We start from the raw sequence: 16,814 nt of genomic DNA, 5'->3' as shown, positions 1-16,814 counted from the left end.
TAAACCAGATTTTATTTTTATGCTCGCGCTTCGAAATGCAAATCTAAAACATCGTGTAGCCAATATTCTTGGTCAACATCGGTAATCACACCTTCTTCATTTCTGTTACTACGACAAATATATAAACCAAGCGCGCCCACATTGACATGCAGTGCTTTGGCCTGCTGTTCCGATAAAGCCGTTGGATACAGGTTAATGTCGGCTCTGGTGATATGGCACTTATATTGATTTGCCATGAGTAAAGTAATGGATTGCTTGAGATCATGAGTTAAAAACTCGGGAAAAAGCTCGGCATTCACCCGTAAATGCTCAACCAAAACAGGGCGACCATTAATACAACGACGTCGCCAAACTGAATAAATCGGATGCCCTTTTTCAACTTTTAAATGCTTGGCATCCCAAGAAGTGGCTGTGGTTAGCTCACTCGAAATCACTTCTGTAGAAGGTTCATAGCCTTGTTCAATCACAAACTGGTTAAAGTTTTTGGTCGATTGCGGGTGATAAATAATGCGAGGAGAACGAACATACCAACCACGACGGTCCAAGCGATAAATCAAGCCATCAGTTTCCAAAGCCAGTAAAGCTTCACGTGCAGCCACACGAGTGGTTTGGAACTGTTCAGACAGCACTCTTTCTGATGGAAGTTTTGCGTGGGCTTCTAATACACCAGATTCAATATCATGGGCAATTGCATCGCGAATAGGAATATATTTAGGTATGCGTGCTTGGTCCTGTTCCATACAAACTTAGAATTTATAAATAAAGAAATTAATAGCAATATACTGAAAAAATGTGACAAAAGCTTTTATTAATGCTGATCTTTTAAGCAAAACAATCTCTTAGTCGATTTCTTTCCTCTGAATTTTTATATAAAAAAAGGACATTTTCATGCCCTTTTTATTTTTACCTAACCTTTAACTGGCGTGCTTAAAACTATCAATTTGCTTAATCTCATAAGGCAAACCGACATAGTTTTCAGCCAATGTAGTTTTACCTGCAATTGAACCAAGTACATAACTTAACTCGGCTTGTTTAATTTTATGATCAAACTCACTTTCAGTTTCAAAGCGATGCAATAAATGAGTCATCCACCAAGAAAAACGCTCCGCTTTCCATACACGTTGTAGGCATTTTTCAGAATATTGATCAATACCTTGTTCTGAACCTTCAACATAATATTCAACAAGTGCACTTGATAAATAAGCAATATCAGACGCAGCGAGATTTAGGCCTTTTGCTCCAGTCGGCGGAACAATATGCGCAGCATCCCCAGCTAAAAATAGTTTGCCGAAGCGCATTGGCTCGGTCACAAAGCTACGTAACGGCGCGATACTTTTTTCAATAGAAGGTCCTGTCACTAGCTTTTCACGGCTTTCAGGATCTAGGCGATTTTTCAACTCATCCCAAAACTTTTCATCTGACCAGTCTTCTACGTGATCTGTTAAAGGGACTTGTAAATAATAACGGCTACGTGTTTCAGAACGCATACTACATAAAGCAAATCCGCGCTCTGACTGTACGTAAATCAGTTCATCGGCTACAGGTGGGACATCGGCCAATACCCCTAACCAGCCAAACGGATAAACTTTTTCAAAGGTCTTAATTTTATCTTCTGGCACGCTGGCACGGCAGACACCATGGTAGCCATCACACCCTGCTATAAAGTCACACCGAATTTGAAAAGATTTACCTTGGTACTCAAACTCAACTTTTGGTGCAGTGTAAAAATCTTTCACTTGTACATTTTGAGCTTCATAAAATGAAGTGAGCTGCTCTGCTTCACGCGCAGTCATTAAATCTTTGGTGACTTCGGTCTGACCATATACAGTCACTTGTTTACCACCTGTGAGTGCGGCTAAATCAACTCGATGCAATTCACCATTGGTTAAGATTTCAATACCTGAATGTGGTAATCCTTTGTCTTTTAGGTTTTGGTCAACGCCTGCTTGTTTCAGTAAGTCGACCGAAACTTGCTCTAAAATTCCTGCACGAATCCGTGAAGCCACATATTCAGCACTACGTTGCTCAACAATAATATGGTCGATGCCAGCTTTATATAGAAGTTGCCCAAGCAATAATCCTGCTGGTCCAGAACCAATAATTGCAACCTGTGTCTTTAAAATGTCCATAACTTCATCCTTGTTTCATCCTGACTTTTAAATTACTGGCTTTAAGTTTTGTGCACTATGTATCCAAGACGAAAATAACCGTTTATCATTTAGTTTGTCCGAATAGCGGACAGAAACAACCAAAATAACAGGAATGAAAGGATGCCTTCTCTCGATGCTTTTTTAGAGCACCCAAACTCGCATGAGAAAATTCGTCAAGAAGACTACATTGCAGGATTAGCAAAAGGCTTAGCTTTACTTGAAGCTTTTGGAACAGATCGGCAACGGCTTAACGTCACTCAAGTGGCTGAACGAACTGGTATTAGTCGTACCGCGGCAAGGCGGTATTTGAAAACTTTAAAATATTTAGGCTATTTAGAAACCGATGAACATTACTTTTGGCTCACTCATCGCGTGCTGCGCTTTTCGAGTTCTTATTTAAGCTCTGCCCACCTGCCTAAAGTTGCTCAATCCTTTTTAAATCTTTTATGTGCGCAGACGTCTCTGACTTTTTCGATTGTAGTTTTGGATGATAACGAAGTGGTGCCGATTGCCCGTAGTTATTTACCGCAGCAAGATAACTTACGTGTCAGCCCTTATGGCATGCATTTAGGAAACCGACTGCCTGCCCATGCAACTTCGACAGGTAAAGTATTGCTGGCAGCACTGCCCGAAGAAGCTCAGCATGCATGGGTAAAGACTTATGGTTTAAAACGCTTAACCCCTTTTACCATTGTAGATGAGTCAAAGTTTTTTGAAGTGCTTAAGGGCATTTCGTTATCAGATTATTGTCTTTCTAAAGAAGAACATGAGCTTGGTGTGATCGCGATTGCAGTGCCTGTATTTAACGCGCAAGGTCAAGCCATAGCAGCGCTTAACTGCATGTCTCAAACTAACCGTGTACAAGAAGATTATTTGGTTCAGCAAATTTTGCCATTGCTGCGCAACACGGCAAATGAACTTAGAAATGTGATTTAAATAGATTTAGAAACTCTTGTTATCAATTAGAGGAACAAGAGTTTCAACCCATAATTTAAATAGCTAATTCTTTGACTTGCTGGCTTGCCAGATCCAATGCATTGCTGCGATAGGCTTGCATGTCTAAGCCTTCTGCATAGATAAAATCGACGTCATGAATGCCCATTAACCCTAACACCGCTCTGAGATAAGGCGTGACTGCCTCAGTTTCTTGGCCGACATGAATACCGCCTCGACTACTTACGATCACAGCTTTTACCCCTTCCACCAAACCTTGAGGATAAGTTTCGGTATAGCAGAATGTTTGTCTTGCGCGTGCCACCAAGTCAAACCAGTTTTTGAGCTGAGTCGGTACATTTAAATTGTACATCGGTGCGCCAATGATCAATAAATCAGCACTTTTTAATTCAGCAATCAATTCATCAGACAAAGCAACAATCTGTTGAATGTCTTGATTGTTATTTTCAGCCCCACGCAGCGCTTGGAAAATTTCCAAATCTAATACAGGCAGATTCATTTCCGCTAAATTGCGTATGGTGATGTCATCTTGCAAACCTTGGCCTTTACGGTGCTCAAGCATTACATCAATCAGGCGATTAGTCTGTGAACCCTCACCCATAATGCTGGATTTTAATACCAATATTTTAGCCATGACCATCTCCACGTTTTCGATGAAACCATATTAACTCCACAACAAATTCAACAGTGGTGATATTATTTCTTTATATTGGTTCCTTTTAGGCAACAATCATGCAACATGAGCTAAGTGCAATTTCTATATTTGTGACTGTGGTTGAAGCTGGAAGTTTTGTAAAAGCTGCCGAGCAATTGCATTTAACCCGCTCAGCCATAAGTAAAAATATTGCTCGCCTTGAAGATCAGCTTGGTGTTGCTTTATTTAAAAGAACAACACGTTCGCTTAGTATGACTGACGAAGGTGCTTTGTTTTATGAGCATAGCCGCCGAGCGTTAAGTGAAATACAAAATGCAGCGGCTTTATTAGACCAAGGGAAAATTAACGCAACAGGTCGTTTACGAATGTCTGTGCCAGTGCTGTTCGGGCAACTCTTTGCAGCCCCACTCATGGTTAAATTTGCTCAACAGCATTCGGACTTACAGCTAGAAATTTCATTTAATGATCGAACTGTAGACTTGGTTGAAGAAGGTTTTGATTTATGCATCCGAATCGGAACGTTACCTGACACCACGCAGTTGGTTGCCAAACTCATTGGTCAGCATCGAATGCTACTTTGTGCCTCACCTGACTATTTAAATGAATCAGGTCCCCTAGAACATATTGAAGACTTAGACCACCACGCCACAATTGCCGATCCGCATTTTGGTCAAATAAAAAAATGGCAACTTCAACAGGAAAATAGCGAGACTTTATTTTTTAAACCCAAAGCAAAGCTTCTTTTAAATGACTTGCAGGCCATTAAAAATGCAGCGCTTGCTGGAGCTGGTATCGCTTGGTTACCCGACTGGCTTATTCAAAATGAATTACAGGATGGTAAGCTGGTTCAAGTGTTAGAAACCATGTCGAGCATTGCTTTTCCGATTCATTTGGTATGGCCTACGCTGCCTTTTATGCCACTGAAAACCCGCCTTGCAATCGATTATTTGGCGCAGCACTTACCCACCGAACTGAACAAACAAGTTTAAAGTAAATAAGGCCTTGTCCATTTCATCAAGGTTTTTTTTAATACACGAAGCCAAAGTTTATTGCTTATATTCAAACGCTTTGACCTTCTATTTAGCATTAAGAAAACAATCCAGCACCTTTTCCCGATCGACTGCCCCATCTGAGCTTAAAAGCTGAATGATTGTGCCTTCAATCATATATAAAAATAGTTTTGCATCCTGAAAAGTCGCATCATTTTTTAGTTTTATAAGCTGGCTATAAATTTCATTGATGAGCCATGTTCGATATCTCACCGCGATTTGATAGGCTTTTGGATAACTCAGTTTCGTTTCAAAAATAGCTTTAAATAATAAGTAGTACATCCCCTCTACATCGGTGTGTAAAAGATAAAGCGCCTTAAGTTTATCTCTAGCACTGGTGTGGTTGGTGTATTCAGCAATGGAAACCACTTTTTCTTTTAATCGTTCTTTTTGTACGATTAGACAGATTTCAATAAATCGCTCTTTCGAGTGGAAATAGTTATAAAAAGTCGCTTTGGGGATTTTGGACTCTTTTACGATTCTATCGACCCCAACAGTATGAAACCCAAAATGGTGAAATAAATAAATCGACTTATTTACGACTTGTATGGCACGTGTTGGGAGAACTAAATTTGGCATGGTTTTACCGTTATAAAAAATTATTGTTGTTTCTAAATGAGATACTTTTTTGGGAGAAAAAAAGGCACAGCAAAGCCCGTAAGACTGTGCGTGGCACATCTCAAATTTGTTATTGCTAAGTTTTAAGTAAAAAATGACTTAAAGCCTGAAAACCTTAGGGCAATCAAGCTGCTTTAGTTTTTTAAGCTGTGTCGTTATAACTTTTGGCAAAGGTTGCCAAGAAATAATGGATGTGCAAAGCCAACTCCTTTTTATTGGGAGTTCTGCCGACATGAATAGAAATTATGGTGGCAGAACGAAAGAGGGTTGACAGACTGGTGAAAGATATAACCAGCACACCCGAAGGTGTCCCTCTCCCGTCCTACCGCTACGGGAGGAGACTAGGAGTTTACACATAAGAGTATCCCTCAGACGGAATAACTCTGATGCGATCTTTCATTCAGCCTGTCAAAGCCGGCTGGCAATGTGGCCAGCAGGCAAAGGATAGTGCCCAACCCTATTGCAGTCAAGCACGCAAAATGCCATTTGTTTTAAATTAAATCATTAAAAAAGTAAGGCTAAATAATTAAAATTTATTGTTAAATTGGGATTGAAAATTAAAGTAAATATTTGAGCTTAGGTTTTAATAAATGACCGTTAGCTTCTCTTTTTATTAGAAGTTCTGCCAAAACATAAGATTTATGGTGGCAAAACGAAGGAGGGGTCGCGGACTGGCCTTAAGACTCCAGCACACCCAAAGGTGTCCCTCACTCGTCCTACCATTACGGAAAGAGACAAGGAGCTTACATATCTATTTTTACTTATTCAATGTTCTTTAACTCCATTAAGGCCTATAGCAAACTTGCCACTTATTAATGTTATGTTATAACATAACATTAATATCACAGTATAAGCCGCTAATAAATGAACCTTGTTCTCCCAGATATCTCTGCCGAGCCAACTTTACCAAATGCCTATAGCCACCGCCTTGATTGGGTCGGCATGGAAAACATTGCATTACCCGTTCGAATTGAAAATACCTTATGCCCAAGTCACGTAAATGCTTATGTCAGTCTGGATGACCCTTTAGCAAAAGGCATTCATATGTCGCGTCTATACACACGACTTTTAGAGTTAACATCACTCGAAAATATAAATATGCCTGATTTAAAATTAGTTTTAGAGGACTTTTTAGACAGCCATCAAGATTTATCGCAGCATGCCAAAATTGAAATTCACAGTAAACTTTATATCGAGCGACCAGCCTTAGTCAGCAAGCTTTCAGGGTGGAAAAGCTATCCTTTTGTTTTATCATGCCAACTTTCTAATCATCAATTTGAGGCAAAATTACAAGTCGAGATCCCCTATTCTTCAACCTGCCCATGCTCTGCGGCACTTTCAAGAAATATTATTCAACAACGGTTTGAGTCGGCCTTACAAAACCAAGAAATTCGACTTGACCAACAAGACATTATGAACTGGTTAAATACCACAGATGCAATTGCAGCAACGCCCCATAGCCAAAGAAGTTTTGCCCTCCTTCAATTTAAATTAGATCAAAATCTTCAAAACATTCCACTCATCGAGTTTATAAACCGAGCTGAACTGGCATTAATGACTCCTGTGCAAACTGCCGTGAAGCGTATTGATGAACAGGCATTTGCGGTTGCCAACGGTCAAAATCTAATGTTCTGCGAAGACGCATTAAGACGCCTGTATGGCTCATTTATACATCACAAAAATATTCATGGTTTCAAATTTAAAGTGACTCATGCAGAAAGCCTGCATGCGCATGATGCTGTGGCAAAAGGGTCATGGCAATGGTAGGACATTTTATATATGACTGAAACTGATCAAGATTTTTACAAAAATGACTTTTGTTTGTCACAAATTAAATAGTTTCAACTTACTACCCTTAACATCCCAACTTAAATAAACAGATTTAAACGGTACTCCAATGCTACGTAAAAATCCATCTGGCCATCTCCCTGTTATTGATCAATCAGCTTATGTCGATCAGACCGCTATTATTTGCGGCAAAGTCATTGTTCATGCCAATGTGTTTATTGGCCCTTATGCGGTGATTCGTGCAGATGAAACCGACGAAAATGGAGAGATGGAACCTATCATTATTGGTTCAAATTCCAACATTCAAGATGGTGTTGTGATTCACTCCAAAGCTGGTGCATCCGTTGTGATTGGTGAAAATACATCAATTGCTCATCGTTCAATTATTCATGGGCCTTGTGAAATTGGTCATCATGTTTTTGTCGGTTTCAACAGCGTCATATTTAACTCTAAGGTCGGTCATCATAGCGCTATTCGTCATAATGCAGTCGTCGATGGACGTGATTTACCTAACCATTTTTATGTCCCTGCAATGAGCTACATCAACTCTAAAACCGACTTAGACCAATACCCTCCGGTTGATATCTCTATTAGTGAGTTTTCAGAGAGTGTCGTCTCAACAAATATTGAATTGGTCAAAGGCTATAAGGCATTACAAAATGAGTTTTAAACCCTATTCTAAAATCATTATCCGAGATGCCAATTTAGTGAATGAGGGAAAACAGGAATTTGTAGATGTACTTATTCAAGATGGTCGAATCGAAAAAATTGCTCCATCAATTTCTCATGTTGTTAATGCTAAAACCATTCATGCGAACGGGAACTGGCTGATTCCCGGAATGATCGATGATCAAGTCCATTTTAGAGATCCAGGTTCACCACATAAAGGTAGTATTGCTTCGGAATCTATGGCAGCAGTCATTGGCGGAATTACCAGTTATATGGATATGCCAAACACTAATCCCCCAACAATATCTTTAGATGCCTTAATGCAAAAAAGACAAATTGCCGCCCAATATAGCATGGCAAATTATGCCTTTCATTTTGGAGTAAGCTCTGAAAATCTAGATATTATTGAGCAGCTTAACCCCAAGCTCATCAGCGGCGTAAAAGTTTTTATGGGAGCCTCTACTGGCAATATGTTAGTTGATGACCCACAAATTCTTGAACGATTGTTTGCCAATGTCCCTACCATTCTTTTAACGCATTGCGAATATACACCTCGCATTAAAGAAAGAGAAAATTTATATTTCGGGAAATATGGTGAATATATTCCAGCACATATGCACCCTAAAATTCGGGATAAACAAGCATGCTTTGAGAGTTCACGTTTAGCGGTGTCTTTAGCGGAAAAATATGGGACCCAACTGCATGTTTTACATATAAGTACAGCCAAAGAATTGTGTTTGTTTAAAGATTTACCTTTAAATCTAAAGCATATTTCTGCTGAAGTATGTATTCACCATCTAAGTTTTGATGAATCAGACTATGCTGCGCTTGGACATTTAATAAAATGTAATCCAGCCATTAAAACTCAACAAGACAAAGATGCACTCATCACCGCCATTGCTCAGTCCAATCGCTTAGATATTATTGGTACAGATCACGCACCACATACATGGGATGAAAAACAACAATCTTATTTAAAAGCACCCGCTGGCCTTCCTTTGGTTCAACATGCTGTTCCAGCACTCATGGAACTTGTGGCAGATAAAAAAATAAGTATAGAAACAATGGTTAAGAAAACATCACACCAAGTTGCTGATTTATTTAAACTCAAAAATCGTGGATATATCCGTGAAGGTTATTGGGCAGATTTGGTTCTACTTAAAGAAAATAAAGAGGCTATTGCAGTTAAAGATCAAAAAAACTATATGCGATGTAACTGGACGCCATTTCAAAATAAAACCTTCCGCTATGAAGTCGATACAACTATTGTGTCAGGGCAATTGGCTTGGCATCAAAATCAGTTATTTTTAAGCTGTCGAGGCAAAGCATTAGACATAGACAGATAACACCAGCCCACACGCCGCCTAACGCATTCATGTTTTCGTCTTCCACATTTAGTCGACAAAACGGGCTTCATCAAAATTGCGATGCAGCCCTTGAACATCCAATAAGCAATAAGGGGGCACCTCGCCCCATCTGATTATTTAGCACTCAATTGCATTAACAGCGAGGCCACCTTTTGAAGTTTCTTTATATTTCTCAGACATATCTCTGCCTGTTTCTTTCATGGTCTGAATGACTTTATCGAGCGTCACAAAATGCTCACCTTCATCATGAAGTGCCATTTGCGCAGCATTAATGGCTTTTACGGCTGCAATTGCATTTCGCTCAATGCAAGGCACCTGAACCAAACCACCAATCGGGTCACACGTTAAACCTAAGTTATGTTCAAGGCCAATTTCAGCTGCATGTTCCACTTGTTCAGGTGATGCACCTAAAATCTCGGCTAAACCAGCCGAAGCCATCGCACAAGCTGAGCCTACTTCGCCCTGACATCCCACTTCTGCACCAGAAATAGATGCATTGAGCTTACATAAAATACCGACTGCTGCTGCACTCAAAAAGAAACGAACCACTTTGTCTTCAGAAAAGTCTTTAGAAAAAGTCACGTAGTAATATAAAACTGCGGGAATAATCCCAGCTGCGCCATTTGTAGGAGCTGTGACTACTCGGCCGCCAGCAGCATTTTCTTCATTCACCGCTAAAGCAAATAAATTGACCCACTCCATGGCATGAAAAGTTGTCACAATCAGGTTTGAATTTTTCTTATTTAATAATTTATCGTGAATTTTTTTAGCTCGACGTTTTACGTTTAATCCTCCCGGTAATATTCCTTCATTAATTAATCCGTTGTGAATGCACTGCTGCATCACTTTCCAGATGTCCATAATTTTGGTGCGAATCTCACTTTCACTACGCCAGCTTTTCTCATTTTCAAGCATTAATTCACTGATTGATAAATGATGAGTTTTACATAAGCTTAAAAGTTCAGCTGCACTGTGAAATGGATATGGAACCTTAACGTCACTGGTTTCAGATTGGCTTTGTGTTAATTGTCTTTGACTAACAATAAAACCGCCACCAATCGAGTAATAGGTTTCTTCATATAAGATTTCTTGAACCTCGTTATACGCAATCAACTCCATTGCATTGGGGTGATAAGGTAAAGATTCATCAAGAAAAAGTACATCGCGTTTATAGTCAAAAGAAATACTCTTTTGCTGATTAAGCTGGATGGCGTTATTTTCAAGAACATCTTCAATCAAGCTTGTAGTTACTTGAGTATCGATATGTTCAGGGTCAAAGCCCATTAAGCCTAACAGAATAGCCTTGTCTGTCGCATGGCCGACGCCAGTTGCTGCAAGCGAACCGTATAACTTCACCTGAACTCTAACCGTGTTTTGTAGATCATTTTGTTGTAATAAATCATCCACAAAACTGTATGCCGCTCGCATGGGTCCAACTGTATGGGAGCTAGATGGACCAATACCAATTTTAAAAAGATCAAATACACTAATAAACACTGGGTCCTACCTTCAATTCATTATTATTCGTATGTTCGTCGTTATTGTGTCCTTTCGGATAACTCTAAAACTATCATTAAGCCATCCATAAAGCACTGAAAATAAATGGGTCATTGGCTAAAAACAACACAATCAATTTCTAATTTAATATTTTCCAAAAAATGGAATTTTCCATTAATTTAAATGGTAAATTACTCAACAAATATTTAAGAATTGTTCTTTTTAACAAATAAAATAGCGAACCTTTCCCAATTTTTTATAAAAAAATTTGGTTTTCAAGCTATTTACTTGGAATTTAAATTATTTAAACAAAATTAAAAACAATAACTTACTCAATATTCAGATCACTCTTTGCCATTAAATAGAATAAAAATTCCCCTATTTACCAACAACCATATATCGTATACGATATATGAAAGAACAATAGTTCTGTCGTTAAGGAAAACGTAATGACAAGTCAGTTTAAAAAGCAGTTATCTCTAATGGATCTTACATTCATTGGCTTAGGCGCCATTTTCGGTTCTGGATGGTTATTTTCAGCAAGTCATGTGGCCTCTCAAGCCGGCCCTGCGGGTATATTGTCATGGATTATTGGCGGCTTTGCCGTTTTAATTCTGGGAATTATTTATTGTGAGTTAGGTGCAGCCTTACCACGAGCAGGCGGTATTATCCGTTATCCCGTATTTTCACATGGTCCTTTACAAGGATATTTACTTGGTTCTGTGACCGTCATTGCCTTTTCAAGTTTAATTGCAATTGAAGTCGTTGCTGCTCGTGAATATGCAGCGGCATGGTTCCCTTCACTTACAGAAATACACGATGGGATTCGATCTCCAACTACCATTGGATGGTTGTTTCAGTTTGCACTTTTATGCGTATTTTTTGCATTGAATTATTACAGCGTAAAAACCTTCGCAATTGCCAACAACCTCATCAGTGCATTGAAGTTTGCTGTTCCAGTTTTAGTGATGGTTGCACTTCTATACCACTTTAAACCAGCAAACTTTTCAATGACCGAGTTTGCCCCAATGGGTGCTCACGGCGTACAAGGTGCTGTCTCTGCTGGCGGTATTATTTTTGCGTACTTAGGCTTAACGCCGATTATTTCGGTAGCCAGTGAAGTAAAGCGTCCTCAATTTACCATTCCTTTTGCACTCATCTTATCTGTCGTTTTAGCAACGATTATTTATGTCGTGCTTCAAGTTGCTTTCTTAGGTGCTGTACCTACCGATATGTTAGCAAATGGTTGGTCAGGACTCAGTGACAAGTTCCCATTACCTTATCGCGACATTGCCATGTTATTAGGTTTGGGATGGTTAGCGCTTTTAGTTGTTTCAGACGCTATTATCTCTCCGTCGGGCTGCGGCAATATCTATATGGCTGCAACTCCACGTGTCATTTATGCATGGTCGAACAGTAATACTTTCTTCCGTATTTTTACTCGTGTAGATCCAAAATCAGGCATTCCACGTTATGCATTATGGTTAACATTTGCACTTTCTGTATTTTGGACTATGCCGTTTCCATCTTGGGATAAATTAATTTCTGTAGTTTCGGCAGCGTTAGTTTTAAGTTATGCCCTAGCTCCTGTCACAGTGGGTGCTTTACGTCGTAATGCTCCTGAGCTTGAACGTCCATTCTATGTAAAAGGCTTTACTGTTCTTGGCCCACTTGCCTTCGTGATTGCTTCTTTTATTGTCTATTGGTCTGGCTGGAATGTCATTTCATGGTTATTAGGCGCACAAATCGTATTGTTTGCACTCTATGTCATTTTTAAACGTTATGTGCCAACCCAAGAAGTCAGCCTAGCTCAACAATTAAAGTCATCAGCTTGGCTTCTTGTTTACTACATTTTAATGATTATTGTTTCTTACCTTGGCAGCTTCGGTGATGGCGCATCACACCTATTGGCAGCTCCGTTTGACACACTTTTAGTTATGGTGATTTCTCTTGGTTGTTACTACTGGGGAATACATTCAGGTTTACCAAAAGCACTCATTAAAAATGATGATGAAGCTTAGCGATCACTTGCTTAAACACATATAGGTTGGAGTTTTCTTTTGACTAATAACGTATACAAAATACTATATTTTTCGAAAGTGAAACCTCGGCTTCGATAATTCTCCAACGTCAGAAGAACTACTTTTGGCGTTCACTCTAAAGTGAGGTTGATAATGTTAAATATTACTGGTCAAAATTTTATTGCAGGTCAACGTTCAAGTTCGGGCAGTAAATTTGTCTTAAGTTATGATGCTGCAACAGATGAAGCATTACCCTATCAATTTGCTCAGGCAACTCCTGAAGAAATTGATCAGGCAGCTCAAGCAGCTGCATTGGCTTATCCAGCTTTTAGACAGACTACACCAGAACAGCGCGCTGTTTTTCTAGAAACAATTGCCAATGAAATTGATACGCTTGATGACCAGTTTATTGCCACTGTCTGTCAAGAAACTGCTTTACCTGAAGCTCGCATTCGCGGTGAACGTGGGCGAACTACTGGCCAATTACGTCTGTTTGCTCAAGTATTACGCCGTGGTGATTATTTAGGTGCCCGTATTGATTTGGCTTTACCTGAGCGTCAACCACTTCCACGTCCAGATTTACGTCAATATAAAATCGGTGTTGGGCCAGTTGCTGTATTTGGCGCTAGTAACTTCCCTCTTGCTTTTTCTACTGCTGGTGGCGATACCGCTTCAGCACTTGCGGCTGGATGTCCTGTTATTGTTAAGGCGCATAGCGGCCACATGGCAACCGCCGAATCAATTGCAAATGCGATTTGTAGCGCAATTGAGAAATGCGCTATGCCAAAAGGCATCTTTAGCATGATTTATGGTCAAGGTGTTGGTGAACCACTGGTAAAACATCCCGCAATTAAAGCAGTTGGATTTACAGGTTCACTCAAAGGTGGCCGTGCTCTCTGCGATTTAGCTGCTGCACGCCCTGAGCCAATTCCTGTTTTTGCCGAAATGTCGAGCATTAACCCAATGGTTTTATTACCAGAAGCTCTAAAAGTGCGTGGTGATAAAATTGCAGCCGAACTTAGTGGTTCAGTGGTTTTAGGTTGCGGTCAGTTCTGTACCAATCCGGGTTTAATTATTGGAATTAAATCAGCTGAATTTAGCCAATTTCTTGAGCAGTTCACGGCTGCAATGGCTCAGCAGCCACCACAAACCATGCTTAACAAAGGCACTTTAAGAAGCTATGAACATGGCCTGAAAGCATTACTCGCACATGACAAAATTGAGCATTTAGCAGGTCAACCACAGCAAGGCCATCAAGCCTATCCTCAGCTCTTTAAAGCTCATGTATCTCTTTTACTAGAGCAGGATGAACTACTTCAAGAAGAAGTATTTGGCCCAACAACGATTGTGATTGAAGTTGAATCGGCAGAGCAACTTGCTCTAGCGTTAAACGGACTTCGTGGTCAGCTTACCGCATCATTAATTGCCGAACTGCAAGATTTTGAAAACTTTTCTCCCCTTATTCTGTTACTTGAAGAAAAAGCAGGACGTTTACTTCTAAATGGTTACCCAACAGGTGTTGAAGTCTGTGATGCCATGGTACACGGTGGTCCTTACCCTGCAACTTCAGATGCACGTGGTACTTCGGTAGGAACCTTAGCAATCGACCGTTATTTACGACCAGTATGCTATCAAAACTATCCAGATCACTTATTGCCACTTGCCCTTCAAAATGCCAATCCGCTTGGTATTGAACGCTTAGTGAATGGTGAAATGAGTAAAGCTGCACTTTAATATTTTTGAAGGAGTTTATCCAAGAGATGAACTCCTTTTTATTTAGATCAAAATCGCAAAACTTAACCGCACATTCTTCTAATAAAAAAGTGCAAAAAATGAATAGCAAGATGCTCAAACAAACTTATGCGTAACATATTTTTAAATAAGGATATTGGTATATGACGACAACATTAAAAAAGGTAGTGGCGGCCTCTATGGTCGGCTCCGTAGCTGAATGGTATGAGTTTTTCCTTTATGGAACTGCTTCCGCCCTTGTCTTTGGTGAACTTTTCTTTCAACAAACGGGCAATGCTATAGATGGTATTTTGGCAGCATTTGCCCTCTATGCTGTTGGCTTTTTAGCAAGACCTATTGGTGGCCTCGTGTTTGGTCATTACGGCGATAAAATTGGTCGTAAGAAATTATTGCAAATTAGCCTGATTATTGTCGGTATAACTACTTTTTTAATGGGCTGTATTCCGACCTTCCATCAAATTGGCTATTGGGCACCTACACTGTTAGTTATACTGCGTTTAATTCAGGGCTTTGCTTTTGGTGGTGAATGGGGCGGCGCAGTTATTTTGGTTTCAGAGCACAGTCCAGATGACCGCAGAGGTTATTGGGCAAGCTGGCCACAAACTGGTGTACCGCTCGGCAATTTAGTAGCCACACTGGTTTTATTACTACTTTCAAAAAACCTTTCCCCTGAGCAATTTCTAGATTGGGGATGGCGCTGTGCATTCTGGTTTTCGGCAGTCGTGGTACTGATCGGATTATGGATTCGAAAAAATGTAGATGATGCCGAGGTGTTTAAAGAAGCACAGGCGAAACAGCAGCTTCTTGAAAAGCAACAACTCGGAATTATTGAAGTTTTAAAATATCATAAGAAATCTGTTATTGCGGGTATCGGTGCCCGATTCGCAGAAAACATTTTGTACTATATGGTGGTTACTTTTTCGATCAGTTATTTAAAGTTGGTCGTTCATAAAGATACTTCGCAGATATTACTGCTTATGTTCGGCGCTCACCTGATCCATTTCTTTATTATTCCTGTTATGGGGCATTTAAGCGATATATTTGGCCGTAAACCTATTTACCTTATTGGAGCTGTACTTACTGCATTTTGGGGCTTTGTCGGCTTTCCGTTAATGGATACAGGCAATAACTGGCTCATTATGTTAGCGATTGTACTGGGTTTATTTATTGAGTCCATGACCTACTCGCCTTACTCTGCTTTAATGACTGAGTTATTTCCAACTCACATTCGCTATACGGCGCTTTCATTTTGTTATCAAGTCGCGCCAATTATGGCAGGTTCTCTTGCTCCATTAATTGCCTTAACCTTACTCAAAGAATTTAATAGCTCGGTTCCAATTTCTTTATATTTGGTTGCCGCAAGTCTGATTTCTATTGTCTCGATTTTGCTGGTGAAAGAAACCAAAGGCCGATCACTTGCTTTTAAAGATTAATCTTTAAAATATACATTATTTGCTTAACGATGATTTTGGGTTGTTCTATACAGCCCAATTTTTTTATCTAAATATTTTTGGTAGAGGCACGATACAAAGTAGGCGACATACCTGTATGCAACTTAAACTGACGACAAAAAGCACTATGATCGGTATAACCACAGCGCAAACCAATTTGAGTAATCGGTAAGTCAGTCGCAAGCAGTTCAGTGGCGACCTGAAGACGAATTTTGCTAATCATTTGCCGCGGCGTTAAATGGTATATTTTTTTGCAATAGCGTTCTAACTGAGCCACCGACACACCAGCAATTGCGGTCAAGTGTGCCAACGTAATCGTTTCGGCATAATTCTTTTTAATATATTCCTCAACCTGAACCATTTTGTAAAAAGCAGGATGTGTATTTTCAGGCACATTTAAATCATTAGAAATACCCGCTATTCCTGCTAACTTTCCATCCGCATCAAATAAAGGCTCTTTATAAGTCAAACACCAACCCGACTGGTTCTTTGCATATAAATGCAGTTCTAATTGCTCTGTTAACTTTTTACCACGGCGAATGACTTGCAAGTCTTGAGATGTATATATTTTTCCAAGAGAGTGAGGAAAGACTTCTTCCGAGGTCTTTCCAAGTAACGCAGTTTTATCTTTTAGACCACAGCGATTTACCAATGTTTGATTAACAAAGACATAGCGTGCTTCAGTATTTTTGATGAAAAATACCACCGAAGATAAAGCATCAAATAATGGTTCAATACTTTCCAGATTTTTTAAGAAATCTTCCAAAGTTGTGGTTAGTTTCGGAATTTGAACCAAAGTCATGAGTTAGAGCGGGCAAAGTAATAACTTGTCTACTCTAGAAC

14 protein-coding genes are annotated in these 16,814 nt (G+C 39.7%); 8 read left to right on the top strand and 6 right to left on the bottom strand.

What is annotated here, in order from left to right; translation table 11 throughout:
* Window positions 1–17: 17 nt before the first annotated feature.
* Entirely contained in the window at window positions 18–740 is a 723-nt protein-coding gene (locus I7H67_RS09095) for a UTRA domain-containing protein (RefSeq protein ID WP_198307645.1), read from the bottom strand.
* Window positions 741–914: 174 nt separating this feature from the next.
* Complete coding sequence (gene pobA / locus I7H67_RS09090) at window positions 915–2,129, bottom strand: 4-hydroxybenzoate 3-monooxygenase (RefSeq protein ID WP_198307644.1); 1,215 nt, start codon at window positions 2,127–2,129, stop codon at window positions 915–917.
* Between the two features lie 141 nt (window positions 2,130–2,270).
* On the opposite strand from pobA, the gene pobR reads away from it, so the two are divergent.
* Window positions 2,271–3,086 (top strand): IclR family transcriptional regulator PobR, encoded by an 816-nt coding sequence (pobR, locus tag I7H67_RS09085; protein WP_013198256.1) that lies wholly within the window; start codon window positions 2,271–2,273, stop codon window positions 3,084–3,086.
* Window positions 3,087–3,141: 55 nt separating this feature from the next.
* Here pobR and I7H67_RS09080 read toward each other — a convergent pair whose 3' ends face one another.
* On the bottom strand, window positions 3,142–3,738 hold the full coding sequence (locus I7H67_RS09080; protein ID WP_198307643.1) for an NAD(P)H-dependent oxidoreductase: 597 nt from the start codon (window positions 3,736–3,738) through the stop codon (window positions 3,142–3,144).
* A 98-nt stretch (window positions 3,739–3,836) separates the two neighbouring features.
* On the opposite strand from I7H67_RS09080, the gene I7H67_RS09075 reads away from it, so the two are divergent.
* A complete protein-coding gene (locus I7H67_RS09075; protein ID WP_198307642.1) occupies window positions 3,837–4,748 on the top strand; it encodes a LysR family transcriptional regulator in 912 nt (303 codons plus the stop codon).
* 87 nt (window positions 4,749–4,835) lie between these two features.
* Here the strand turns inward: I7H67_RS09075 and I7H67_RS09070 are convergent, their stop codons facing one another.
* Window positions 4,836–5,387: a TetR/AcrR family transcriptional regulator gene (locus I7H67_RS09070; RefSeq protein WP_198307641.1), complete on the bottom strand. Its 552-nt coding sequence runs from the start codon at window positions 5,385–5,387 to the stop codon at window positions 4,836–4,838.
* A gap of 903 nt (window positions 5,388–6,290) precedes the next feature.
* Here I7H67_RS09070 and folE2 point away from each other — a divergent pair.
* From folE2 to I7H67_RS09055, 3 genes are all read left to right on the top strand, one after another.
* A complete protein-coding gene (folE2, locus tag I7H67_RS09065; RefSeq protein WP_198307640.1) occupies window positions 6,291–7,193 on the top strand; it encodes a GTP cyclohydrolase FolE2 in 903 nt (300 codons plus the stop codon).
* A 130-nt stretch (window positions 7,194–7,323) separates the two neighbouring features.
* Complete coding sequence (locus tag I7H67_RS09060; RefSeq protein WP_198307639.1) at window positions 7,324–7,884, top strand: carbonate dehydratase; 561 nt, start codon at window positions 7,324–7,326, stop codon at window positions 7,882–7,884.
* Window positions 7,874–9,229: a dihydroorotase gene (locus tag I7H67_RS09055; RefSeq protein WP_198307638.1), complete on the top strand. Its 1,356-nt coding sequence runs from the start codon at window positions 7,874–7,876 to the stop codon at window positions 9,227–9,229. The genes I7H67_RS09060 and I7H67_RS09055 overlap by 11 nt, the downstream gene beginning before the upstream one ends.
* A gap of 138 nt (window positions 9,230–9,367) precedes the next feature.
* Here the strand turns inward: I7H67_RS09055 and I7H67_RS09050 are convergent, their stop codons facing one another.
* Window positions 9,368–10,747 carry an L-serine ammonia-lyase gene (locus I7H67_RS09050; RefSeq protein WP_198307637.1) on the bottom strand — a complete coding sequence of 460 codons (1,380 nt, stop codon included), beginning with the start codon at window positions 10,745–10,747 and terminating at the stop codon, window positions 9,368–9,370.
* Window positions 10,748–11,196: 449 nt separating this feature from the next.
* Here I7H67_RS09050 and I7H67_RS09045 point away from each other — a divergent pair, with 449 nt between their 5' ends.
* The 3 genes from I7H67_RS09045 (at window position 11,197) to abaF (ending at window position 15,953) form a co-directional block, all read left to right on the top strand.
* The gene (locus I7H67_RS09045; RefSeq protein WP_013198264.1) at window positions 11,197–12,768 is read left to right on the top strand and encodes an APC family permease; all 1,572 of its coding nucleotides are present in this window, start codon (window positions 11,197–11,199) and stop codon (window positions 12,766–12,768) included.
* A gap of 153 nt (window positions 12,769–12,921) precedes the next feature.
* Entirely contained in the window at window positions 12,922–14,502 is a 1,581-nt protein-coding gene (locus I7H67_RS09040; protein ID WP_198307636.1) for an aldehyde dehydrogenase (NADP(+)), read from the top strand.
* A gap of 161 nt (window positions 14,503–14,663) precedes the next feature.
* A complete protein-coding gene (gene abaF / locus I7H67_RS09035) occupies window positions 14,664–15,953 on the top strand; it encodes a fosfomycin efflux MFS transporter AbaF (protein ID WP_198307635.1) in 1,290 nt (429 codons plus the stop codon).
* A gap of 67 nt (window positions 15,954–16,020) precedes the next feature.
* Here abaF and I7H67_RS09030 read toward each other — a convergent pair whose 3' ends face one another.
* Window positions 16,021–16,773, bottom strand: coding sequence for an AraC family transcriptional regulator (locus I7H67_RS09030; RefSeq protein ID WP_198307634.1), 753 nt, complete (start codon window positions 16,771–16,773; stop codon window positions 16,021–16,023).
* Between the last annotated feature and the right edge of the window lie 41 nt (window positions 16,774–16,814).

The organism is Acinetobacter sp. ACIN00229 (assembly GCF_016106645.1).
GTDB classification, from domain to species: domain Bacteria; phylum Pseudomonadota; class Gammaproteobacteria; order Pseudomonadales; family Moraxellaceae; genus Acinetobacter; species Acinetobacter oleivorans.
The sequence above is the reverse complement of the archived record's forward strand: the minus strand, read 5'-3'. Positions and strand labels throughout refer to the sequence as shown.